Source organism: Streptosporangium sp. NPDC087985 (assembly GCF_044741965.1).
Taxonomy (GTDB): Bacteria; Actinomycetota; Actinomycetes; order Streptosporangiales; family Streptosporangiaceae; genus Streptosporangium.
Window position 1 is genome coordinate 33,042 of record NZ_JBIUTQ010000029.1, and the last position, 21,296, is coordinate 54,337.

General features: G+C 70.7%; 19 protein-coding genes. 9 read left to right on the plus strand and 10 right to left on the minus strand.

The features are described from left to right. Positions 1-26 precede the first annotated feature (26 nt). A complete protein-coding gene (locus ACIN94_RS30840; protein WP_400713836.1) occupies positions 27-533 on the plus strand; it encodes a hypothetical protein in 507 nt (168 codons plus the stop codon). Between the two features lie 53 nt (positions 534-586). Here ACIN94_RS30840 and pgm read toward each other — a convergent pair whose 3' ends face one another. After that, positions 587-2,224 (minus strand): phosphoglucomutase (alpha-D-glucose-1,6-bisphosphate-dependent), encoded by a 1,638-nt coding sequence (gene pgm, locus ACIN94_RS30845; RefSeq protein ID WP_400713839.1) that lies wholly within the window; start codon positions 2,222-2,224, stop codon positions 587-589. Positions 2,225-2,609: 385 nt separating this feature from the next. On the opposite strand from pgm, the gene ACIN94_RS30850 reads away from it, so the two are divergent. Both ACIN94_RS30850 and ACIN94_RS30855 read left to right on the plus strand, forming a co-directional pair. Beyond that, positions 2,610-3,359 (plus strand): sugar phosphate isomerase/epimerase family protein, encoded by a 750-nt coding sequence (locus ACIN94_RS30850; protein ID WP_400713842.1) that lies wholly within the window; start codon positions 2,610-2,612, stop codon positions 3,357-3,359. After that, on the plus strand, positions 3,356-4,498 hold the full coding sequence (locus tag ACIN94_RS30855; protein WP_400713845.1) for a Gfo/Idh/MocA family protein: 1,143 nt from the start codon (positions 3,356-3,358) through the stop codon (positions 4,496-4,498). The genes ACIN94_RS30850 and ACIN94_RS30855 overlap by 4 nt, the downstream gene beginning before the upstream one ends. 4 nt (positions 4,499-4,502) lie before the next feature. Here the strand turns inward: ACIN94_RS30855 and ACIN94_RS30860 are convergent, their stop codons facing one another. Continuing rightward, complete coding sequence (locus tag ACIN94_RS30860; protein WP_400713848.1) at positions 4,503-4,700, minus strand: hypothetical protein; 198 nt, start codon at positions 4,698-4,700, stop codon at positions 4,503-4,505. Positions 4,701-4,717: 17 nt separating this feature from the next. Here ACIN94_RS30860 and ACIN94_RS30865 point away from each other — a divergent pair, with 17 nt between their 5' ends. Then, positions 4,718-5,353: a hypothetical protein gene (locus tag ACIN94_RS30865; RefSeq protein WP_400713851.1), complete on the plus strand. Its 636-nt coding sequence runs from the start codon at positions 4,718-4,720 to the stop codon at positions 5,351-5,353. Between the two features lie 296 nt (positions 5,354-5,649). Next, the gene (locus ACIN94_RS30870) at positions 5,650-6,342 is read left to right on the plus strand and encodes a fasciclin domain-containing protein (RefSeq protein WP_400713853.1); all 693 of its coding nucleotides are present in this window, start codon (positions 5,650-5,652) and stop codon (positions 6,340-6,342) included. 116 nt (positions 6,343-6,458) lie between these two features. On the opposite strand, the gene ACIN94_RS30875 is transcribed toward ACIN94_RS30870, so the two are convergent. Further along, positions 6,459-7,277: an SAM-dependent methyltransferase gene (locus tag ACIN94_RS30875; protein ID WP_400713856.1), complete on the minus strand. Its 819-nt coding sequence runs from the start codon at positions 7,275-7,277 to the stop codon at positions 6,459-6,461. Between the two features lie 209 nt (positions 7,278-7,486). Beyond that, positions 7,487-7,978, minus strand: a complete 492-nt coding sequence (locus ACIN94_RS30880) for an ATP-binding protein (protein WP_400713859.1) — start codon at positions 7,976-7,978, stop codon at positions 7,487-7,489. A gap of 250 nt (positions 7,979-8,228) precedes the next feature. On the opposite strand from ACIN94_RS30880, the gene ACIN94_RS30885 reads away from it, so the two are divergent. The 3 genes from ACIN94_RS30885 to ACIN94_RS30895 all read left to right on the plus strand — a co-directional run bounded on the left by ACIN94_RS30885 (position 8,229) and on the right by ACIN94_RS30895 (position 11,051). Further along, positions 8,229-8,474, plus strand: a complete 246-nt coding sequence (locus ACIN94_RS30885) for a DUF397 domain-containing protein (protein WP_400713862.1) — start codon at positions 8,229-8,231, stop codon at positions 8,472-8,474. A gap of 108 nt (positions 8,475-8,582) precedes the next feature. Then, positions 8,583-9,488 (plus strand): helix-turn-helix domain-containing protein, encoded by a 906-nt coding sequence (locus ACIN94_RS30890; protein ID WP_400713865.1) that lies wholly within the window; start codon positions 8,583-8,585, stop codon positions 9,486-9,488. Between the two features lie 60 nt (positions 9,489-9,548). Beyond that, entirely contained in the window at positions 9,549-11,051 is a 1,503-nt protein-coding gene (locus tag ACIN94_RS30895) for an SDR family oxidoreductase (protein ID WP_400713868.1), read from the plus strand. On the opposite strand, the gene ACIN94_RS30900 is transcribed toward ACIN94_RS30895, so the two are convergent. The 3 genes from ACIN94_RS30900 to ACIN94_RS30910 are packed head-to-tail and all read right to left on the minus strand — an operon-like array spanning position 11,011 to position 13,104. Further along, positions 11,011-11,850: an ABC transporter permease gene (locus tag ACIN94_RS30900; RefSeq protein WP_400713871.1), complete on the minus strand. Its 840-nt coding sequence runs from the start codon at positions 11,848-11,850 to the stop codon at positions 11,011-11,013. The two genes, ACIN94_RS30895 and ACIN94_RS30900, sit on opposite strands and share 41 nt — an antisense overlap. Then, on the minus strand, positions 11,807-12,619 hold the full coding sequence (locus ACIN94_RS30905) for an ATP-binding cassette domain-containing protein (RefSeq protein WP_400713874.1): 813 nt from the start codon (positions 12,617-12,619) through the stop codon (positions 11,807-11,809). Before ACIN94_RS30905 ends, ACIN94_RS30900 begins: the two co-directional genes overlap by 44 nt. Beyond that, positions 12,616-13,104 (minus strand): MarR family winged helix-turn-helix transcriptional regulator, encoded by a 489-nt coding sequence (locus ACIN94_RS30910; RefSeq protein WP_400713877.1) that lies wholly within the window; start codon positions 13,102-13,104, stop codon positions 12,616-12,618. The genes ACIN94_RS30905 and ACIN94_RS30910 overlap by 4 nt, the downstream gene beginning before the upstream one ends. A gap of 183 nt (positions 13,105-13,287) precedes the next feature. Between ACIN94_RS30910 and ACIN94_RS30915 the strand changes: the two genes are divergently transcribed. Then, complete coding sequence (locus ACIN94_RS30915) at positions 13,288-13,698, plus strand: TIGR03618 family F420-dependent PPOX class oxidoreductase (RefSeq protein WP_400713880.1); 411 nt, start codon at positions 13,288-13,290, stop codon at positions 13,696-13,698. Positions 13,699-13,856: 158 nt separating this feature from the next. On the opposite strand, the gene ACIN94_RS30920 is transcribed toward ACIN94_RS30915, so the two are convergent. From ACIN94_RS30920 to ACIN94_RS30930, 3 genes are all read right to left on the minus strand, one after another. Next, positions 13,857-14,921, minus strand: a complete 1,065-nt coding sequence (locus ACIN94_RS30920) for a TauD/TfdA family dioxygenase (protein ID WP_400713883.1) — start codon at positions 14,919-14,921, stop codon at positions 13,857-13,859. Next, positions 14,918-20,338 carry an amino acid adenylation domain-containing protein gene (locus ACIN94_RS30925; protein WP_400713886.1) on the minus strand — a complete coding sequence of 1,807 codons (5,421 nt, stop codon included), beginning with the start codon at positions 20,336-20,338 and terminating at the stop codon, positions 14,918-14,920. Before ACIN94_RS30925 ends, ACIN94_RS30920 begins: the two co-directional genes overlap by 4 nt. Positions 20,339-20,387: 49 nt before the next feature. Further along, a partial coding sequence (locus ACIN94_RS30930) for a phosphopantetheine-binding protein (RefSeq protein ID WP_400713889.1) occupies positions 20,388-21,296 on the minus strand: 909 nt, incomplete at its 5' end.

Below are 21,296 nucleotides of genomic sequence, written 5' to 3' on the forward strand. Positions count from 1 at the left end.
GTACGAATATGAGAGGGGAGGTTGTCGTGGGTGACGTGAGGGAGGAGCGGGCGCTGCGGGCTCTGGGGGCGGCGCTCGACGCGCACGCCCCGGTCATCCGCCACGGGCGCGGGGAGTTTCCCGAGGGCGCGCCCTTCCTCTGGCTGAGATTTCCCGGGGCGGGAGAGGCGACGGTCTTCCTCGATGGCCGCCGGTGGATCTGCCTGGGAGAGCCCGGCCCGGGCCGGGAGCCGGCCGAGCTCGTCGCCGGCCAGGTCGATGACGATCCCGCGCTGGTCGCCGAGCGGCTGAGGTCCCTCCTGGTCCTGCTCCGTAAGCGGCCAGAAGGTCTCGCGCGCCTGGTGAGAGCGGCCGGGATCGGCCTCGCGGCAGGGGTGGGCGTCTGCCTGCTGAGCATGGTGATCATGGCGGTGCTCATCGGCGGCAACGGCTACCTCAGTGACACGACGATCTCCGCGGCGTATGTCCTGGCCACCGTGTTCGGTGGCGCGGCCGCTCTCTGGGCCGGCGTCCGCTGGTGGAGGCGGGGCTGAGCCGGCGGCGGAGGTTCACCTGACGGGGGGCGCCGTCCGGCGGCGCCCCACGATCAGCCGAGCGACTCCGACACCAGGTCCCTGGCAGCCTCCTGCACCTCGGCGAGGTGCCCGGGCCCCCTGAAGGACTCGGCGTAGATCTTGTACACGTCCTCCGTGCCGGAGGGCCGGGCGGCGAACCAGGCGCTGTCCGTGCTGACCTTGACTCCGCCGAGGGCCGCCCCGTTGCCGGGCGCCGAGGTGAGCACCTGCCTGATCGGCTCGCCGGCGAGCGTCTCGGCGGTGACCTGCTCGGCCGAGAGCCTGGCGAGCACCGCCTTCTGCTCCCGGGTCGCGGGGGCGTCGACCCGGGCGTAGGCCGGATCGCCGAACCTGGACACCAGATCCCCGTAGTGCTCGCTCGGCGAGCGGCCGGTGGTCGCGATGATCTCCGAGGCCAGCAGCGCCAGGATGATGCCGTCCTTGTCGGTGGTCCACACCGAGCCGTCGCGGCGCAGGAACGACGCTCCCGCGCTCTCCTCGCCGCCGAAACCGAGCGAGCCGTCGAGCAGCCCCGGAACGAACCACTTGAACCCGACGGGTACCTCCATCAGCCGTCTGCCCAGGTCGCCCGCAACCCGGTCGATCATGCTGCTGCTCACCATCGTCTTGCCGATCCCGGCGTCCGCCGGCCAGTCCGGCCGGTGGGAGTAGAGATAGGAGATCGCCACAGCGAGGTAGTGGTTGGGGTTCAGCAGCCCCCCGTCGAGGGTGACGATGCCGTGCCGGTCGGCGTCGGCGTCGTTGCCCGTGGAGACGTCGAACGCGCCGCGGTTGGCGATGAGGGAGGCCATGGCGTACGGCGACGAGCAGTCCATCCGGATCTTGCCGTCCCAGTCCAGCGTCATGAACCGCCACGTCGGGTCGGTCAGCGGGTTCACCACCGTCAGGTCCAGCCGGTGCCGCTCGGCGATCTCCCCCCAGTAGGCCACGCTCGCCCCGCCCAGCGGATCGGCGCCGATGCGCACCCCCGCCTCCCGGATCGCGTCGAGGTCCAGCACCGACGGCAGGTCGTCCACGTAGGCGCCGAGGAAGTCGTGGCGGCCGGTCGTGTCGGCGGTCAGCGCCCTGCCGTAGGGAAGCCGCCTGACCTCCTTGAGCCCGTCCGCGATCAGCGCGTTGGCCCGGTCCTGGATCCACGAGGTGGCCTCGGTGCCGGCCGGGCCGCCGTTCGGCGGGTTGTACTTGAAACCGCCGTCGCCGGGCGGGTTGTGCGAGGGGGTCACCACCACGCCGTCGGCCTGTCCCGTCGCGCGCCCGCGGTTGTGGACGAGGATCGCGTGGGAGACCGCCGGAGTCGGGGTGTAGCCGTCACGGCTGTCGATCAGGACCTGCACGCCGTTGCCGGCGAACACCTCCAGTGCCGACACCCGGGCGGGTTCGGAGAGCGCGTGGGTGTCCGCGCCGAGGAACAGCGGGCCGTCCACCCCCTGCGCCGCGCGGTACTCCACGATGGCCTGACTGGTGGCGAGGATGTGATCCTCGTTGAACGCGACGTTCAGCGACGAGCCCCGATGTCCCGAGGTCCCGAACGCCACCCGCTGGCCGACCTCCCCGGGATCGGGGTGCAGGGCGTAGTAGGCGGTCACCAGGCGGGCCACGTCAACCAGGTCGGATGGCTGGGCGGGCTGTCCCGCGCGGTCGTGCGTCATCGCTGTCTCCTCATGTCACCCGGGCGAACGTTGTCTCCCCTCAAACTGGCATAACACAGCGCTCAACTCGACTGCCCCTCCGGCGTGCCCGGCGTCCCTCCGCCGAAGACCGGCCGGCGTGACCGGAGGTGACGAGGCGCTCCGCCGGCCCAGCTTGACAGGCAATATGTGCGGATGTCCAAACAAATCTGCTGTCGTGGGGTGACCTCGCAGCAGGGGGCGGATTATGATCTCATCGACTGAATTGAGATCTCCATCGGCGGCCCCCTCAGGACCACCGCGTGGCGACGACGGTGACGGCGCGCCGGAACGCCGAAGGGACCATCAGGCCGGCTTCCCCTCCGAGGCCAGAGGCCCCGGAGGCTCCTCTCCCTGGAGGTATGTGATGAGCCCACTCGCCGTCCAGCTGTACTCCGTCCGTGAGCAGACGGCCGTCGACCGCCGCGCCGTGCTGCGCCGCATCGCCGAGATCGGTTACGGGGCCGTCGAGCCCTACGACGCGCACCTGGACCCCGACGGGCTCGCCGCCGACCTGGAGGAGACCGGTCTGCGGGTGTGCAGCGTGCACGCCCCGCTGCTCGGGGAACACCGCGCGACGGCGCTCGCCGCGGCGGTGCGGATCGGAGCGGACGCGGTCATCGTGCCGGCCGCCCCCGCGGAGTGGTTCGCCGACCGGGACGGCCTGGAGCGGGCGGCCCGAGCCCTCAACGAGGCGGCCCGCGAGGCGGCCGACCACGGCCTGCGGCTGGGATACCACAACCACTGGTGGGAGCTGGAACAACAGGTGGACGGTCGCCCGGCGCTGGAGGCACTGGAGCAGCTGCTGGACCCCGAGGTGCTGCTGGAGGTGGACGTCTACTGGGCGGCGACCGGCGGGGCCGACCCGTCCGCCCTGCTGGCCCGGCTGGGTGAACGGGTGCGCTACCTGCACGTCAAGGACGGGCCGGCGACGAAGGAGGGACCGATGACGGCGGTGGGCTCGGGCGAGGTGCCGATCCTGGAGGCCCTGGCCGCCGCGCCGGAAGCGGTACGGATCGTGGAGCTGGACCACTGCGCCACCGACATGGTCGAGGCACTGGCCGACAGCCACGCCTACCTCACCGGCCTCGTCGAGACCGGGCGGGTGAGCCCGTGACGGACCCGGTCGGGGTGGCCGTCGTCGGCTGCGGCACCATCAGCCACCAGTATCTGCGCAACCTCACCGCCTTCCCCGACCTGCGGGTGGTGGCGTGCGCGGACCTCGACGTCGCCCGCGCCCGGGAGGTCGCGGAGCGCTACGGCGTGCCGCTGGCCGGCGCTCCGGCGGAGGCGATCGCCCATCCCGACGTCGAACTGGTCGTCAACCTCACGATCCCTTCCGCGCACGCGGCGGTGGCCGGTGCGGCGATCGAGGCCGGCCGCCACGTCTACAACGAGAAGCCGTTCGCGCTGGACACGGAGTCCGGTGCTGAGGTGGTCGAGGCCGCCGCCGCGGCGGGGGTGCGCGTCGGCTGTGCCCCCGACACCTTCCTCGGCGCCGGCCTGCAGACCGCGGCCCGGCTCGTCGCCGAAGGCGCCATCGGCACCCCGCTGACCGCTCTGACCCTGATGCAGACCCCGGGCCCCGAGTCGTGGCACCACAGCCCGGAGTTCCTGTACCAGCGCGGCGCAGGGCCGCTGTTCGACATGGGCCCCTACTACCTGACCGCCCTGGTGGCGCTGTTCGGCCCGGCCCGGCGGGTGGCCGCGGTCGCCCGCCGCGCCCGTGAGGAACGGGTCATCGGCTCGGGGCCCAGGAGCGGGGTCCGGTTCCCCGTGGAGGTCCCCACCCACACCACCGCGCTCGTGGAGTTCGCCGCCGGCCAGGCCGCCACGATGGTGTTCAGCTTCGACTCGCCGCTGCGCCGCGCGGGGTCCATCGAGATCACCGGCACCGAGGCGACCATGGAGGTGCCCGACCCCAACACCTTCGACGGTGAGGTGCGTCTGCGCCGGACCCTCGCCGACGACTGGGTCACCGTCCCCACGGAGGGGGCCACCGCGGGCCGAGGGCTGGGCGTGCTCGACATGGCCCGGGCCATCCGCGCCGGTCGGCCGCACCGCGCCACGGGAGAGCTGGGCCTGCACGTCCTGGACGTGATGCTGGCCGTCACCGCCTCCGCGGAACGGGGCGAGTTCCTGCCGGTCGCCAGTACCTGCCCGGTCCCGGACCCGTTGCCCGCCGATTGGGACCCGGCGGAGGGCGGCCCTGACCGGCCACCCCGGATTGAGGAGGCACGCGCCGAAGCCCCGTGAACGTTCAGAGCGGACGGGTACGTTCACCGCCGTCCGGCGGTCGCAGGCCGTTCTCCGAGGCTTCCCGCAGGCGGGCACGGAGCCGGATCCGGATCTCGTCCGGGGTGTAGGCCTGCCGCCGCCGTTCCGCCCTGGCGATCACCACTCCGGTCGCCGCCACGCCCGCGACACCTGCCAGGCCCAGTATCTTCCACCACCGCATGTGCCTAGGCTACAGAGATGTCCGGTGAGAGCATCAGCCTCGACGAGGCGGTCGATCTGACCCGCACAGGTGATGTGTGGCTGTTCCGTGGCCGCACCGTACCCGACCGAGCCATCCAGACCGTGACCAACAGTCCCGTCAACCACGTCGGCATGTCCGTCGTCCTCGACGACATGCCCCCGATGATGTGGCACGCCGAGCTCGGCCGGTCGCTGCCCGACCTGTGGTCGGGGACCCACCAGCGCGGGGTCCAGCTGCACGACCTGCGCGAGGCGGTCCGCGTGTGGGCCACCAGGTACGGCCAGCGCGGCTGGCTGCGTCAGCTCGAACCTCAGGCCACCCGGGAGATGGAGGACGCGGTCCTGCGCACCGTCGCCCGGCTGGACGGCACCCCGTTCCCGTCCACGGCGCGGCTCGCCGGGCGGTGGATCCGCGGCCGGGTCCCGAAGATCCTGAAGCGAGGTGCCGAGCAGAGCGCCCTGGAGAGCGCCTACTGCGCGGAGGTCGTCGCCGTCACCTACGAGGCGATGGGGCTGCTCCCCATCGGCCGCCGGCCGAACTGGTACGACCCGGGCCGGTTCTGGAGCGGCGACGACCTCCGGCTGTCCGGGGGGTTCCAGCTCGGCGGGGAGATCACGGTGCGGCCGGTTTAGGCCGTGCGGCGGAGGTGAGCACGGATGGGACGTCGCGCCCGCCCCTTCCCCGGCCGGCCGCTCCCGGTCTCCGGCCGGTGTGCGGCCGACGCCGTACCGGCCGATCGGGACTGACGGAAGTCCATCTCTGAGCCGGTGGAGTCGATTGTTACGTAGGGAGATATGTGGTCAAGAGTCACCTCATGGGGCATTTAACATGACATTGGAGGGCATTGATCTACGGAAAGATCGATGAGTTTCTCAGGACCCGGCCGATGGATCCCGGAGGGCTCATCCGCCCACCCAAGGAGATCACTGTGAAGAAGTCTCTTCTCGCCTCGGCTCTGACCGTGCTGGCCCTGGCCGCGGTACCGGCCGCTGCCCAGGCGGCCACAACGAGCACCCTCCTCCGGGTCTCCCCCACGCCGGTGCCCACCGACATGACCTCCGAATCGCCCACCGAGATGACTTCCGAATCGCCCACCGAGACGACCTCCGAGTCGCCCACCGAGACGACCTCCGAGTCGCCTGGGGCGGCGACCGTACCGTTCGGTCCCGGCTGCTCCTCGCTGCCCACCTCCGGTCCGGGAAGCCCCAGCAGCATGGCCACGGAGCCGGTCGGCACCGCGCTCTCCAGCAACCCCGAACTGTCCATTCTGGCCAAGGCCGTTCACAAGGCGGGGCTGACCGATACGCTGAACTCGGCCAAGGACCTCACGGTGTTCGCGCCCACCGACAAGGCGTTCGCCAAGATCCCGGGGAAGACCCTCGACAAGATCCTGGGGGACAAGGCGCAACTGACCAAGGTTCTCCAGAACCACGTCGTCGAGGGGAGAAAGGCCCCGGCCGACCTGAGTCAGGGGACGCTCAACACGCTCGGCGGCGGCACGCTGACAGTCAAGGGTTCCGGCGAGGACTACACCGTCAACGACGCCAAGGTCCTCTGCGGCAACCTGCAGACCTCCAACGCCACCGTCTATCTCGTCGACACGGTCCTTCTGCCGAAGTGACCACCACATGACCGGCCGAAGGGGCGCCCTGCCGCAGGCGTCCCTTCTCCCTCGCCTCCCGCGTCTTCGGAGGGCGAGACCTGTGACCGGTGCGGCTCGGGGCCATGGGCCACCTGTTAGCCGTCGGTCTTGCGGGCGACCCCGGCCACGCTCCACGCCTTCTCGGGACGGCGGGCGGCGAGTGGGTTGTCGGGCCGCCACTGCCGGAGGTAGACGAGACCGGGATCGACGAGCTCCAGCCCGTCGAAGAAGCGCAGCACCTGCTGACGCGTGCGTGAGGCGTCCTCGCTCCGGCTGAGGACCTTGCGGTAGATGTCGACGAGGGGTCCCGCCTTCTCGGGACGCGTGTCGAAGACGACGTGGGTGATGACGAGGTGGCTGCCGACCGGCACCGCGTCGCGTAGCAGGGCCACGCTCTTGAACGGGTCGTCCTCGTCCGGGATGAACTGGAGCGTGGAGGTGATCATGATGGCGACCGGTTGCTCCAGGTCGAGAAGCCGCCGCAGTTCGGGATCGGCGAGCAGTTCGTCGGGGTGGAGCACGTCGCCCCTGATGGCGGCGGTACGGGGGTCCGTGGCCAGGAGTGCCAGAGCGTGGGAGAGGACGACCGGATCGTCGGCGGCGTAGACCACGCGGGCACTGGGTTCGAGCGCCTGGGCCATCTGGTGGACGTTGTTCCGGGTGGGGAGCGTCGAGCCGATGGTGAGGAACTGGGTGATGCCCTGCTCGACGAGATAGCGCACCGCCCGGCAGAGGAAGGCCTGGCTCTCTTTCGCTATCGTCCTGATCTCCGGAGCGACGGCGAGAACCTCCTCCGCGGCCTGACGGTCGGCCGCGAAGTTGTCCTTGCCGCCGAGGAAGTAATCGTTCATCCGGGCGACGTTCGGCACGCTCGTATCCAGCTGTGCCAGTGGCCGCCGGGCCGCGTCGCTCATGTGTCATCTCCTCGGTTGCCTGAGAGAATAAAGATCCGTGGCGTCCATAGGTAGATGTCAAGCTGCGGACAATAGGAGAAATGCGGCAATTATTCTGTGCGCCGCCGTTCCTTACGGTCAGCGGGTACTTGAGCGGGACAACATGCATCTCCGGTCGAACACGAGACATATTCGCATAAATCACCGCTCGGAGGCCGGAGGTGGTTCTGTCAGTGGCATGCCTCCAGGTGACGTGTCGCCTTCGAGGGAAGGGCGAACGCCGCCCATACGGCCTTTCCCCGGCTCTCCAGGGGGGCCCATCCCCACCTCTGGCTGATTCCCTGGACGAGCTGCAGCCCGCGCCCGCTCTCGGCCTCGTGGTCAGGCTCACGCAGACGGGGACCCTGGTCGCTGGGGTCGGTGACCACGCACAGCACCGAGCTCTCCGTGTGGCAGAGAACGACCCTGATGTCCTGGGCGGGGCGGAGGCCGCCCCCGCCGTGTGCGCCGTGGCGCACGGCGTTGGTCACCAGCTCGGAGACGACCACGGCGGTGTCGTCGACCAGCGGGGCCAGCTCCCAGGCGCGCAGCGCGGCGGAGGTGAACTCGCGGGCGGTCCGGGCCGCGCAGGAGTCGTGACGCAGACTCCGTACGGCCAGCTGGAGGCGGTCGACGTGGTGGTCACCACCCGACCAGGGGGTCGGCGCTCTGAGCGGCAGCACGTGATCGAGCGTTGACAGCCAGCGTTCCCATCCGCCGATCTGCGTCCGGATGGGTGTGGCTCGGCTGTGGTGGCTTTGATGACCAGTCATCGGCGACCTTGGGGAGGTGGGGGGTTATCGCGTAACGAGGGCAATCCGACTAGTCATCTTGCCCGGGGCAATGTGCATAAGCAAGTACAGATGCACGTGCATCTGCACAAAGCTCTATGATTGCCATGATGTTTCCCTCCCCAGTAGGTGAGAGGCGAGGATGAATCAGCTGCACAACGGCATGGCGGCGACTCAGCTGGGCCGGGTCGTCTGGCGCAAGAGTCATTTCAGCAACCCCAGCGGTAACTGTGTCGAACTGGCCGCGCTGCCGGGCGGAGAGGTCGCGATCCGGAACTCACGGGATCCCGGGGGGCCCGCGCTGATCTACACCCGGCTCGAAATCGACGCCTTCGTCCGGGGGGTCAAAAGCGGTCAATTCGATGACCTGATCGGACCAATTGATTGAAGAATCAAATTCTATGTGGCCGGAAAGGCGTGACCGGGGTACCGTAAAGGCTCGCGACGGCCACAAAGAGTGGGCGGAGGCTCGCGTTCCGCGCTCGAAGGACTGAAGATGACCACACCTCACGCCGTAGGCGAGCCGGTGTTTCCGACCCCCCTGGCTCTGCCGCGAGGCAGTTCGACGGTGCTGCGGATCGTGCTGGGCGCGCAGCTCCGCCGCCTCCGCGAGCAGTGCCACATCACTCTGGAGGAGGCGGGGTACGCCATCCGTGCCTCGCACTCCAAGATCAGCCGTATGGAGCTCGGCAGGGTCGGCTTCCGGGTCAGGGACGTGGCCGACCTGCTCACGCTGTACGGCGTGGCGGACGAGGACGACCGGCAGGCGCTACTGGCCCTCGTCCAGCGGGCCAACGTCACCGGATGGTGGCACAACTACAACGACATCCTGCCGAGCTGGTTCGAGACATATGTGGGCCTGGAGGAGTCGGCCACCGGCATCCGCAACTACGAGGTCCAGTTCGTGCCCGGGCTGCTGCAGAGCGAGGGCTACGCCCGAGCCGTCGTCCGGCTGGGGTTCCCCTCCGCCCCCGAGGAGGAGGTGGAGCGGCGGGTACGGCTGCGCATGGCACGCCAGCGGCTCCTGCGCGGTGACGAGCCGCCCCGTCTGTGGGCGGTTCTGGACGAGGCGGTGCTGCGCCGTCCGCTCGGCGGAGCCGAGGTGATGCGCGACCAGATCGACCACATCCTCCGGGCGCTCGACCTGCCCAATGTGACCGTCCAGATCGTGCCCTTCAGCGTCGGCGGTCACGCCGCGGCCGGCGGACCCTTCAGCATCCTGCGGTTCTCCCAGCCGGACCTGCCCGACGTGGTCTACATGGAGCAGCTCACCAGCGCGGTGTATCTCGACAAGCGCGACGACGTGGACCGCTACCTCGAGGTGATGGAACGCCTGTGCCTCGAGGCCGAGCCCGCGTCACGCACGCGGGAGATCCTCACCCGGATCCGCGGGGAGCTATAGGGAACGCCATCGGACGGTCACGTCATCAACCTCTCCGGCCTGCCGTACGAAGATGGATGAATGAGATGTCTCGTGACTGGAGCGACGGGATACATCGGCGGTCGGCTGGTGCCCGAACTGCTTGACGCCGGCCACGACGTGCGGTGCATGGTGCGCTCGGTGAGTCGTCTGCGCGACCAGCCGTGGGCGTCGCGGGTGGAGACCGCCGAGGCCGACGCGACCGACGCCCGCCGGACGAGGGAGGCGCTCGACGGCGTCGACGTGGCCTACTACCTCATCCACACGATGGGGAGGGGACCGGACTTCGTCGGAGCCGACCGCCGTGCGGCGACCACGTTCGCCGCCGCGGCCAGTGAGGCGGGAGTGCGCCGCGTCGTCTACCTCGGCGGCCTCGCGCCGTCGGAGAAGCTCTCCCCCCACATGCGCTCCCGCGTCGAGGTGGGGGAGATCTTCCTACGTGCCGAGGTGCCGGCCGTGGTGCTGCGGGCGGCCGTCATCATCGGCTCGGGCTCGGTCTCCTTCGAGATGTTGCGCTACCTCACCGAGCGATTGCCGGTGATGACGACGCCGCGCTGGGTCCGCACCAGGACGCAGCCCATCGCGATCCGCGACGTCCTGCGCTACCTCGTGAGCTGGGCGGCCGTCGAGGGAAAGGTGAACCGCTCCTTCGACATCGGTGGCCCGGACGTGCTGACCTACGCCGACATGATGCGCGTCTACGCCGAGGTCGCCGGACTGCCCCGCCGCATGATCATCCCGGTCCCGATGCTCAGCCCCAGCCTGTCGAGCTACTGGGTGGGGCTGGTGACCCCCGTCCCCGCCGGCATCGCCCGTCCCCTGGTGGAATCGCTGCGAAACGAGGCCGTCTGCCGCGAGCACGACATCGCCCGTTACGTCCCCGAGCCGCCCGAGGGCCTGATCGGATTCCGGGAGGCCGTCGCGCTGGCCCTGCAGCGGATCAGGGAGGCGAAGGTCGTCACCCGCTGGTCCTCGGCCTCGACACCCGGTGCGCCGAGCGATCCGCTGCCCACCGATCCCGACTGGGCGGGCGGCAGTCTCTACGTCGACCGGCAGGCCCGCCGCGTCGACGCGTCCCCGCAGGCCGTCTGGGCGGTGATCGAGTCGATCGGCGGCGAGAACGGCTGGTACTCCCTGCCCGTCGCCTGGCGTCTCCGCGGCTTCCTCGACCGCCTCGTCGGAGGGGTGGGGTTGCGCCGTGGCCGCCGCGACCCGCGGCGGCTCCGCGTGGGCGACTCGGTCGACTTCTGGCGGGTGGAGGAGGTCGAGCCCGGCCGGCTGCTCCGGTTGCGGGCGGAGATGCGCCTGCCCGGCCTGGCATGGCTGGAGATGAGTGTGCGCCCACACGAGGGACAGACGGTGTACGAGCAGCGTGCGATCTTCTATCCCCGGGGACTGACCGGCCACCTCTACTGGTGGTCGATCTCGCCCTTCCACAACCTGATCTTCGGACGCATGCCGCGCAACGTGGCGGCGGTCGCCGAGCAGGCCTGCAGGCCCGCGGTCAGCGCGCGAGCCGGGGGAGGAGGGCGGAGGCGCCGGTGACGCCGAGGATCACGGCGGCGATCAGTACGGCGAGATCGAGGCCGTAGTGCGCCGGGGTGCCGATGAGCAGGCCGCGTAACGCGTCCACCTCGTAGCTCAGCGGGTTGCCGAGGCTGACCGCCTGCAGCCAGGCGGGCATCAGGGCCAGCGGGTACAGGGCGTTGGAGCCGAAGAAGAGCGGCATCGTGATCGCCTGACCGATGCCCATGAGCCGGTCGCGCGTCAGGACCAGTCCGGCGATCGACATGGACAGGCAGGAGAAGAAGGCGGCCGACAGCATGAGCACGACCCCGACCGCGAGCAGCTTGAGCGGGTTGGAGGTCAGGCCGACGCCCAGCAGGGCGGCCAGAACGAGCACGACGAGTGCCTGCGCCAGCGCGCGCATCCCGGCCGCGAACGCCTTGCCGGCGACCAGCGCGGACCGGGGGGTGGGTGTGACCAGGAGCTTGGTCAGGACGCCCGCGTCGCGTTCCCAGATGATCTGGATGCCGTAGAAGATCGAGACGAACAGGGCCGACTGCGCGAGGATGCCCGGGGCCAGGAAGTCCAGGTAGGGAACGTTCCCGGTGGGGATGGCCCGGAGCCGGCTGAACGTCACACCGAAGATCAGCAGCCAGAGGGCGGGCTGGACGGCGCGGGTGACCAGCTCGGTCCGGTCGCGCCGCATCTTCTGCAGCTCGACCAGGCAGAGGGTGACCACACGGCTGGGAAACTGGCGCCAGACCGGCAGATCCCAGGCCGGAACCCCGCCGGCGTCAGCCGAGGCGGCCCGCCGTACGGCGGGTGGTACGTGCTTCACGGAACCCTCCCCGCGGGAGTTCGTCGTCCAGGGCGTCCGCGGCGTGATGCCGGAAGACGTCCTCCATACTCGCGTCCGGGCCGAGCGCGGCCTTCAGGTCGTGCGGCGAGCCGAGCGCGCGTATCCGGCCCAGATGCATGAGCGCCACCCGCTCGCACATGGTGTCGGCCTCGTCCATCGAGTGGGTGGTGACCAGCACGGTCATCCCGGTGCTCGCGCGCAGCTCGTTGATGCGCCCCCACACCCCCGAGCGGGCGATGGGGTCGAGGCCGATGGTGGGCTCGTCCAGGATGAGCAGCCGAGGCTCGTTGACCAGGGCCTGGGCCAGTTCGAGGCGGCGGATCATGCCGCCGGAGTAGGTGGCGGCGACCCGGTCGGCGTCGGCGTCGAGCCCCATGGCGCTCAGGGACTCCTCCACCCGCCGCCGGCGCGTGCGCCTGGGCACGTCGAACAGGCGGGCGAACAGGGTGACGTTCTCCCGGCCGGTGAGCGCGCCGTCGGCGGAGAGCTGCTGGGGCACATATCCCAGCAGCCGGCGGACCCGCATCTTCTGGCGTGCCACATCCACGCCGAACACGCTGGCCTGCCCTCGCTGCATCGGGAGCAGGGTGGTCAGGATGCGGATGGTGGTGGTCTTGCCTGCGCCGTTCGGCCCGAGCAGTCCGAACACCTCCCCGGGGAGCACCCGCAGGGTGAGGCCGTCGACTGCGAGGTGCTCGCCGAAACGGTAGGAGAGGCCGTCGCACTCCACGGCCGGAGTCGTCGTCAAGTTCCCTCCAATCCCTCGGCCAGCAGGCGCAGCGGCTCGATCGCGCCGGCCAGCCGTCCACGTTGAGCCGGGTCCATCCGGGCCAGCCCGGCCGCGACGGCGGTGGTGCGCCGGTCGCGCCAGTCGCTCATGCTCCTGCGGGCCCGGTCGGTCAGCTCCAGACTGACCCCCCGGCGGTCGCTGTCGGCACGGACGCGCCGCATCAGGCCCGCGGCGCACAGCTGCCCGACCAGGGTGCTCACCGAGTTGGCCGCCATGCCGAGCTCGGCCGCGGCCTCGCCGACCCGGAGACCGGGACGGGGGTAGAGCAGGCGCAGCAGGTCGGCCTGGGCCCCGGTGAGCGAGGCGAAGACCGGCCCCGGGCCCGCGGCACGGCGGGAACCCCTGCGTAGGCCGGCCACCGCTCCCAGCAGCTCCTCCGCCAGGGCCTCGAAAGCGTCAGGAGAGACGCCCGGACCGCCCAGCCTGCGGATATCGGCTGTCATCTATCCAGAATACCTCTGAAGCAGAGGTATTCCCCGTCCGCGCCGGCCGGTGAGACGGCGGACGGCGCCGACGCGATCCGCGGCATCCGCGATCTCGGGGGAACGGAGCCGGATCAACAGAGGGGCGGCGGAATTGATCAGTTGGGTGTGATGTTCGATTGACCCATAGGCATATTTCTGATCATGGAGGTCCCCGTGGGGAAGCTGAACGAAGAAGCCAAGGAACTGCTCACCCAGCCGATTCACGCCTGGGTGACGACCATCCGGCCTGACGGCTCGCTGCACAGCACCGTCGTCTGGGTGGACGTCGACGGAGACGATGTCATCTTCAACACGGCCGTCGGCCGTGCCAAGGAGCGCCACCTGCGCAACGACCCCCGGGTGTCGGTGAGCGTCCTGGACCCCAAGGACGCCTTCCACCTGGTCAGCGTCTCCGGTCCCGGGGAACTGGAGCTTGAGGGCGCAGACAGGGTTATCGACCGCTTGGCGCACAAATACCTCGGGGTGGACAGCTATCCCTACCGGCAGCCGGGTGAGCAGCGCATCACGGTGCGGGTCCGGCCCGACCGGGTGATCTACAACCCGGGCAGCTGAACGACGTCCCGGCTGGCATGGTGCCCGGTACCAGGACGGACATCGGGCCGGGTGTGAAGGGCCGCCGCCTGCACCACGGACAGGCCGGCGTCCGGTGAACCGGACCGGTCCGCGGAGAGGACGGTGGGGCACCCCGGGCCCGGGGTGCCCCACCGCGGTCAGGAGCGGCGGCCGAACCAGCGGCGCGCCTTGGCGGGCTTGGCGGACTCCGCGGCCGTGGCCCTGGCGAAGCCGGCCTGCGGCGGGACGGTCGGCTCGCAGGCGTCCAGGGGAACCGGGTCGCCCATGGTCACCACGATCTTGCGGGGGCCCTTGAACGACTCGCGGGCGTGCGCGGAGAGGATGTTGTCGACGATCAAAATGTCACCCGGCCGCCATGTCTCCCTCACCGTCGCCTGCCGATAGGCCTCGTCGATGACCGCCACGTCCTCCTTGGAGATCGGCTCGCCGTCGCCGTACGCGGTGTTGAAGGGCAGGTTGTCGTGACCGAGGTCCTCCAGGAACACCTCATGGATCTCCGGGTCGAGCGCCCACTCGTTCCAGAAGACCGTGTGGTTGAACCAGACCTCCTCACCGGTGCCGGGGTGGCGGATGGTCGCCGAACGGCGCTGCACGGTGCGGAGCTGGTCGTCGCCCACCCACTCGTGGGCGATGTGGTTCGCCGCGCAGTAGGCGGCGACCTCGTCCCTGTCCTCGGTGCCGAAGGCGGTGCGCCAGCCGAGACTGATGTGGTCGCCGTAGTTGCGCACCAGGGACCAGCCGTGCGCGCGGAACCGGTCGGCGAGCGGCTGCGGGATACTCCGCAACACCTTGCGCACATCGGTCACCGGAGTCGCGCCGCCCTCGTCGGGGGCGATCAGGCAGCCGAACATCAGCAGCCCGGGGAAACTGAGCGCGTAGCTGTTCTCGTTGTGCGGGCGGATCGTCTGGGACGGCGGCAGGTCGGTGGAGGAGTAGACGTCCTTGCCGAAGTGGCTGCGCGGGGTGGCCTTCTCGACGTACCCGGCGAGCTTGGAGATCAGGGCGTCGCGCACCTCGGCGAAGTCCTCCACCCCCTTCACGGGTAGCCCCCGCAGGTAGAGGGCGCCGTGCTCGTCCAGGCCCGCCCGGATCGCGTCGCGGTTCTCCCTCAGCCAGTCGCAGGTCTCGCCCAGGTCCGAGCCCTGGGCGTCGGCCGCGGCGGGACGGCCGTCCCTGATCTCCCAGGCGATGGTGGTGGTCACGATGCGTGGGTCCTTTCCAGCGTTTCAATGCCGATGAGGTCGTCGGGCTTCGCGTCGGGCACCTCGTCGTCGAAGCGCGCCAGCGTCCGGATCCGGAGGCCGACGAGCACCAGCAGGGCCATGCCGAGGCCGCACAGCAGGTAGAGCAGGCCGAGCCCGCGTCCCGCCCCGGTACCGATGATCGCGCCGACGGTTCCCGCGAGCGGGCCGTCCGCGGCCAGCAGCGGATCGAGCAGGGGGCCGGCGAGCGGGGCGATGACACCGAAGCCGATCGGGACGGTGGCCGCGGCGATCATGGTGTTGACCGCGATGATCCGGCCCTGGAAGCGCTGCGGCACCTTCACCTGGATGATCGTCATGATCGTGCCGTTGATCATGGCCAGCGCGAAGGACATGCCGAAGGCGCCGGCGCCGATCAGCCAGAGGTTGGGCTGGAGCCCGGTCAGCAGACCCGCGACCGACATCAGCATCGTCGCGGCGATCGCACCGCGTAGCCTGCGGTGGGTCGGGCCTCCCCACAGGCTCATGACGACGCCACCGGTGACCGCGCCCGCGCCGGCCGCGACCGCCACCGCACCGGCCGCCTGGAGCGAGGCGAAGGAGAGGACCAGCGGCGAGATCATGACGAACATGGGGGCCAGGAACAGGTTCACACCGGCGAAGAAGAACAGCATGGCGCGGAAACCCGGGTGCCCCAGCGAGAACCGGAAACCGTTGACGATCTCCGCCGAGATCGGCTCGCGGCGGCGCAGCCCCAGCGTGGTGGGGAACTTGACGCACAGCACCACGATGACGGCGAACGCGTAGGCCGCCACCTGGATGGTCAGGATGCCCTCCAGCCCGATCGCGGCGAGCATGCCGACCGCGATGAGCGGGACCAGGAACTGTGCGGTGCCGATGGCGAGCTGCACGATGCCGTTGGCATGTCCGAGATAGCGCTTGGGCACCAGCTGCGGGATCGACGCCTGGTAGGCGAGCCGCTGGAACGTCACGGAGACGGAGACGACGGCTATCAGCCCGTACAGCGGGCCGACCGAGAGCCGGTCGGTCAGCAACAGGCCGAGCATCACCGCCTGCGTCAGGCCCGACACCAGGTCACCGGCGATCATCACCCGCCGCCGGTCGTAGCGGTCGACCACGGCGCCCGCCAGCGGGGCCACGATGATGCCCGGGACCAGGGCGAGCAGGGCGATGAACCCGAAGTGGGCCATCGACCCGGTGACCGTGTAGATCCAGATCGGCACCGCGAACTCGGTGAGCGCCGACCCGGTGAGCGAGATCAGCTGCCCCAGCGCGACGGGCAGGAACCGGCGCATGCTCGGCTCGCGTTCCTGGTGTGCGGCCTGCCGCTCCACGGTGTCCTGGAGCCACCAGGTGCCGCCCGCCTCACGCGAGTGCGCCTGCCGCCAGGCCGCGTCGGCGGTGTGGGTGCCCGTGAGGATCGCCGCGAGCTCGTCGGCGCGGTACTTCGGGAAGAAGTGGCCGGCCTCGTCGATGACGACCAGTGACGCCGAGTCGGACAGGAAGCACCACTCCTTGAAGCGCTCCTGGTAGAACTCGGTGCTGGGGTCGCGTTCGCCGACGACCGAGATGATCGGCGCCTTGAGCCGGGGCTGCTCGGTACTCAGGAGCCGGGTGAAGTACTCCTCGGCCATCCGGCCGTCCTCGCGCATCAGCTCGACGGTGAAGGCCACCTGTTCCTCGTCGAGGCCCGACATGTCGCCGCCGAGCGCGCGCAGCTCGGCCGCGATCGTGCGGGTGCCGTGCAGGCGGTCGTTGATCAGTGTGCTGAGCGAGCCGAGGAAGCGGCCCTTGGGCCGGGCGAAGGGGAAGATGCCGCCCAGGTAGAGGGCGTCCAGCTCGCGCCCGGACGCCTCGACGCGCCGGGCCAGCTCAATGGCCAGCGTGCTGCCGGGCGCGCAGTGCCCGTAGATCACGATCGGGCCCCGGATGTGCTCGGCGATCTCCTTGACGCAGTGCTCGGCCACCTCCTCGAAGGGCAGCTGCGCCTCCTCGCCCGGCTCACGCCCGGGGGCGGCGACCGCGTAGAGGGAGTAGCCGGCGGGCATCGCGTTGGCGAGCGTCTGGTAGACGACCGCGTTGGCGCCGCCGTACGGCACGCAGATGACGGTGCCGAGGTGGTTCTCCGGATCGACCGGGCGGGTCAGCTCGGCCAGCATCCGGCGCGGCGCGGACGTCTCCCCGCGGCGCTCGGTGACGAGCCCGGCGAGTTCGGCGACCGTGGGGTGCTTGAACATCTCCAGCACGCCGATCGGCGGCTTGCTCTCGGGGAAGGCCTTGCGCATCCTCGCCACGACCTGGGTGGCCAGGAGTGAGTGGCCGCCCAGGTCGAAGAAGTCGTCGCCGGTGCCGACCTTTTCGAGGTCGAGGACGCCCGCCCAGATGGCGGCGATGGCCTCCTCGACCGGGTTGGACGGGGCGGTGTAACCGGCCCGCTGGTCCAGACGCTCGGGCTCGGGGTCGGGAAGCGCCTTGCGGTCCACCTTGCCGTGAGCCTGGAGCGGGAACCGGTCGAGCCAGGCGAAACGCCCAGGGACCATGTACTCGGGAAGCCGGTCGAGCAGGTGCGCCCGCAGCTCGGACACCGGCGCCTCCTCGGCGTCCGGCTCCTTCTCCAGCCAGGCGATGAGGCGGTCGTCGCGCAGGTCCACGACGCCCTGGACGACCCCGGGGAGCGTGCCGAGCGCGGCCTCGATCTCGCCGAGCTCCACCCGGTAGCCGCGGATCTTCACCTGGTGGTCGGTGCGGCCGAGGAATTCCAGACGCCCGTCGTCGAGCCTGCGGACCAGGTCGCCCGTGCGGTACATGCGGGTTCCCGGCGCGCCGTACGGGTCGGCGACGAAACGCTCAGCCGTCAGCCCCGGACGGCCGAGATAGCCGCGGGCCAGGGTGTCACCGCCGATGTAGAGCTCTCCCGCGACGCCCGGCGGGACCAGGCGCAGCGCCTGGTCCAGCACGTAGACGCGGGTGCCGGGGAGCGGGCGGCCGATGGGCCAGGCCGTACCGGCCGCGGGCGCCTCGGGGTCCACCCGCTCGGTGGTCACCGCGACGACCGTCTCGGTGGGACCGTAGCTGTTGAAGATCGCGCAGCCCGCGCGGGAGGCCAGGTCGCGGACCCAGGTGGTCGGTGACGCCTCGCCCGCGAGGATGAGCGCGCGGCGCGGTAGCAGCCGCTCGGGCTCCACCTCCGCACCCAGTGCGGCGAGGTGGGAGGGCGTCATCTTCAGGTAGTCGAGGTCCTGGACGGACTCGGCCAGCTCGGGCCCGGAGCCGCGGCGGGGCAGCTGATGGAGGGTACCGCCCCCGGTGAGCGGCAGGTAGAACATCAGCATGCTGAAGTCGAAGGCGAGCGACTGGAGCAGGCCGAAGGCGGCGTCCGGCACGATGTCGTACTCCTCGCGGATGTACTCCAGATAGGCCACGATGTGCCGGTGCTGGACGCCGACGCCCTTGGGGCGGCCGGTGGTGCCGGAGGTGTAGATCACGTAGGCGAGGTCGTCGGGGCCGGCGAGCGGTTCCAGCGGCGTGTCGTCGCCCTCGCTCAGCCGGTCCAGCTCGACGACCGGGCCGGTGAAACCGGCTGCCCGGTCCCGCAGCGCCGAGTCGGTGACCAGGACGACGGCCGCAGAGTCGGCGAGCAGGAACTCCAGCCGGTCGCGGGGCTGCTCGGGATCGAGCGGCAGGTAGGCGCCGCCCGCCTTGAGCACCGCGAGGATCGCGACGGCGGCGTCCACGGTCCCGTCCAGGCAGATCGCGACGCGCGCGTCGGGGCCCACGCCGGAGTCCCGCAGATGCCTGGCCAGCCGGTTCGCCCGGCGGTGCAGCTCGGCGAAGGTGAGCGACCGCTCTCCGGCGACGAGGGCGAGCGCGTCGGGGGTCCGCCCCGCCTGGGCCTCGGCCATCTCGCCGAGCGTGCGGTGCGCGGGCCGCCAGACGCGGGTGCCCGCCCAGTCACCGAGCAGCGACTCGCGTTCCCCGTCGCTGAGCAGCGACACCTCCGACAGGCGGCGGTCGTGGCCGGAGACGGCCTCCCGGAGGAAACGCAGCATCGAGCGCTCGATCCGCTCGACCGACGCGGGCTCGAACAGGTCGGTCCGGTAGGTGAAGAGGCCGTCCAGCCCCTCGTCGGTCTCGGTGAGGTAGAGCGCGAGATCGAACTGGGAGATCGCGAGCGGCGGGTCGAACGGGCTGACGTTCAGCCCGGCGACGGTCTCCTCGCGGTCCACCCGGTTGGTGAGCGTGAAGGTCACCTGGAAGATCGCCGAACGGCTGGGGTCCCGCTCCACGCGCAGGTCGTTGACGAGCTGGTGGAAGGGGTAGTCCTGGTGGGCGAGCGCGCCGAGCACGGTCTCCCTGGTGCGGAGCAGGTGCTCGGCGACGGTCGGGTCGTCGCCGGTACGGCTGCGCAGGGTCACCATGTTGACGAAGGAGCCGACCACGTCCTCCAGCTCACGGTAGGGCCGCCCGGCCACCGGCGAGCCCACCGCGAAGTCGTCCTGGCCCGCGTGCCGGGCGAGCACCGCCTGGTAGGCCGCGAGCAGGGTCATGTAGAGGGTGGCGCCGTGCGCCCTGCCGAGCTCGCGCGCGGCCTCGGTCAGTTCGGCGTCCCAGGTGAAGGTGTGGACCGCGCCGTCGAAGCGCTGCTCGGCCGGGCGCGGATGGTCGGTGGGCAGCTCCAGGTCCGGTAACCCGGTCAGCTGCTCGCGCCAGAAGGCGACGTCGGGCTCGACGGCGGGCCCCGTCAGCCGCTCCCGCTCCCACACGGCGAAGTCGCCGAACTGGACGCTCTGCTCGGGCAGCGTCGCCGGCGTGCCCTCGCGGAGCCCGCCGTACAACCTGAACAGCTCGCCGACCATGATCTCCAGTGACTGGCCGTCGCTCACGATGTGGTGGACGGCGAGCAGGAGCACGTGGTCGTCGTGCCGGATGCGGACCAGTACCGCCCGTAGCAGTGCGTCGGCCGCCAGATCGAACGGCCGGACCAGCTCCTCGCCGACGAGCTCCGCCGCCTGCTCGGCGGTGCCCGCTTCGATGATCTTCAGTACGGCGGGCCCCGGCCCGTCGACGACGACCCTCGGCCGCCCGTCCTGGGTGGTGGGGAAGCGCATCCGCAGGGCCTCGTGTCTGGCGGTCAGCGCCGTCAGCGCCTCCTGCAGGAGGGCGGGGTCCAGCTCACCCGTGAGGCGCACGGTCAGCGGGACCGTGTAGGCGGTGTTCCCCGGAGCCAGCTGCTCCATGAACCACAGCCGCTCCTGCCCGCTGGACGGTGGTGGATCGGTCCCATCGGGGCGTTGCCGGACGGTGGTGTTCGAGGTCCGGCCACGGAGGCGCTGCGACAGGAGGGCACGTTTGTCGGCCGGGAGGGCGACGGCGCGCTCCGACAGCTGCTCGGTCATCCGAGACTTCTTCCTTCCTTGCGGGGACTGTGGACTCTCCCTGTGGGGATTACGGGCTCTGTCCTTCGATGTCCGCGATCAGCAGCGCCTCGACGGTGTCGGCCAGCCTCTCGACCGTGGGATCGGTGAAGACCGCGGCGACCGGGATCTCCAGGTCCACCGCCGCCCTGATCCTGGAGACGACCCGGATGGCCAGCAGCGAGTTGCCGCCGAGCGCGAAGAAGTTGTCATGCACGCCGACCCGGTCCAGGCCGAGCACCTCGGTCCAGACCTCCGCGACCAGTTCCTCCGCCTCCGTCCGGGGCTCCTGCGGCACGACGGTGGGCTCCTGCCACGCGGGTACGGGCAGCGCGTGCCGGTCGACCTTGCCGCTGTGGTTGAGCGGGAGCGCGTCCAGCACGACGAAGGCGGAGGGGACCATGTAGGCGGGCAACGACTCCTCGGCGAACCGCCGTACCCGCGTGGAGATCTCCGCGTTGGTGGAGGGGGTGCCCGGCGGCCGGTGGGGGACGAGGTAGGTGACGAGGCGTCTGTCGCCGGGTTGGTCTTCCCTGACGAGGGTGGTGGTCTGGGCGATGTCGGGATGGCGGGCGAGATTGGCGTCGATTTCGCCGAGTTCGATGCGGATGCCGCGGATTTTGACCTGGTTGTCGACGCGGCCGAGGTAGTCGATGAGGCCGTCGGGGAGCAGTCGGACGAGGTCGCCGGTGCGGTACATGCGGGTTCCGGGCCCGCCGTACGGGCAGGCGACGAAGCGTTCGGCGGTCAGGTCGGGGCGGCCGAGGTAGCCGCGGGCCAGGTGTTCGCCGGCGATGTACAGCTCGCCGGGCACGCCCACCGGTACCGGCTGGAGCCGTCCGTCCAGGATGTAGGCGCGGGTGTTGTCGAGGGGGCGGCCGATGGGGACGACGGGGCCGGGTTCGGTGACGTGGTGGGCGGTGACGTAGATGGTGGTCTC

Bases quoted from the DNA above. Each gene is read 5' to 3' on its own strand.
- ACIN94_RS30865 (WP_400713851.1), top strand. From the start codon at position 4,718: ATGTCCGGTGAGAGCATCAGCCTCGACGAGGCGGTCGATCTGACCCGC.
- pgm (WP_400713839.1), bottom strand. From the start codon at position 2,224: ATGACGCACGACCGCGCGGGACAGCCCGCCCAGCCATCCGACCTGGTT.
- ACIN94_RS30860 (WP_400713848.1), bottom strand. From the start codon at position 4,700: ATGCGGTGGTGGAAGATACTGGGCCTGGCAGGTGTCGCGGGCGTGGCG.
- ACIN94_RS30885 (WP_400713862.1), top strand. From the start codon at position 8,229: ATGAATCAGCTGCACAACGGCATGGCGGCGACTCAGCTGGGCCGGGTC.
- ACIN94_RS30910 (WP_400713877.1), bottom strand. From the start codon at position 13,104: ATGACAGCCGATATCCGCAGGCTGGGCGGTCCGGGCGTCTCTCCTGAC.
- ACIN94_RS30890 (WP_400713865.1), top strand. From the start codon at position 8,583: ATGACCACACCTCACGCCGTAGGCGAGCCGGTGTTTCCGACCCCCCTG.
- ACIN94_RS30875 (WP_400713856.1), bottom strand. From the start codon at position 7,277: ATGAGCGACGCGGCCCGGCGGCCACTGGCACAGCTGGATACGAGCGTG.
- ACIN94_RS30925 (WP_400713886.1), bottom strand. From the start codon at position 20,338: ATGACCGAGCAGCTGTCGGAGCGCGCCGTCGCCCTCCCGGCCGACAAA.
- ACIN94_RS30850 (WP_400713842.1), top strand. From the start codon at position 2,610: ATGAGCCCACTCGCCGTCCAGCTGTACTCCGTCCGTGAGCAGACGGCC.
- ACIN94_RS30895 (WP_400713868.1), top strand. From the start codon at position 9,549: ATGAGATGTCTCGTGACTGGAGCGACGGGATACATCGGCGGTCGGCTG.
- ACIN94_RS30915 (WP_400713880.1), top strand. From the start codon at position 13,288: ATGGAGGTCCCCGTGGGGAAGCTGAACGAAGAAGCCAAGGAACTGCTC.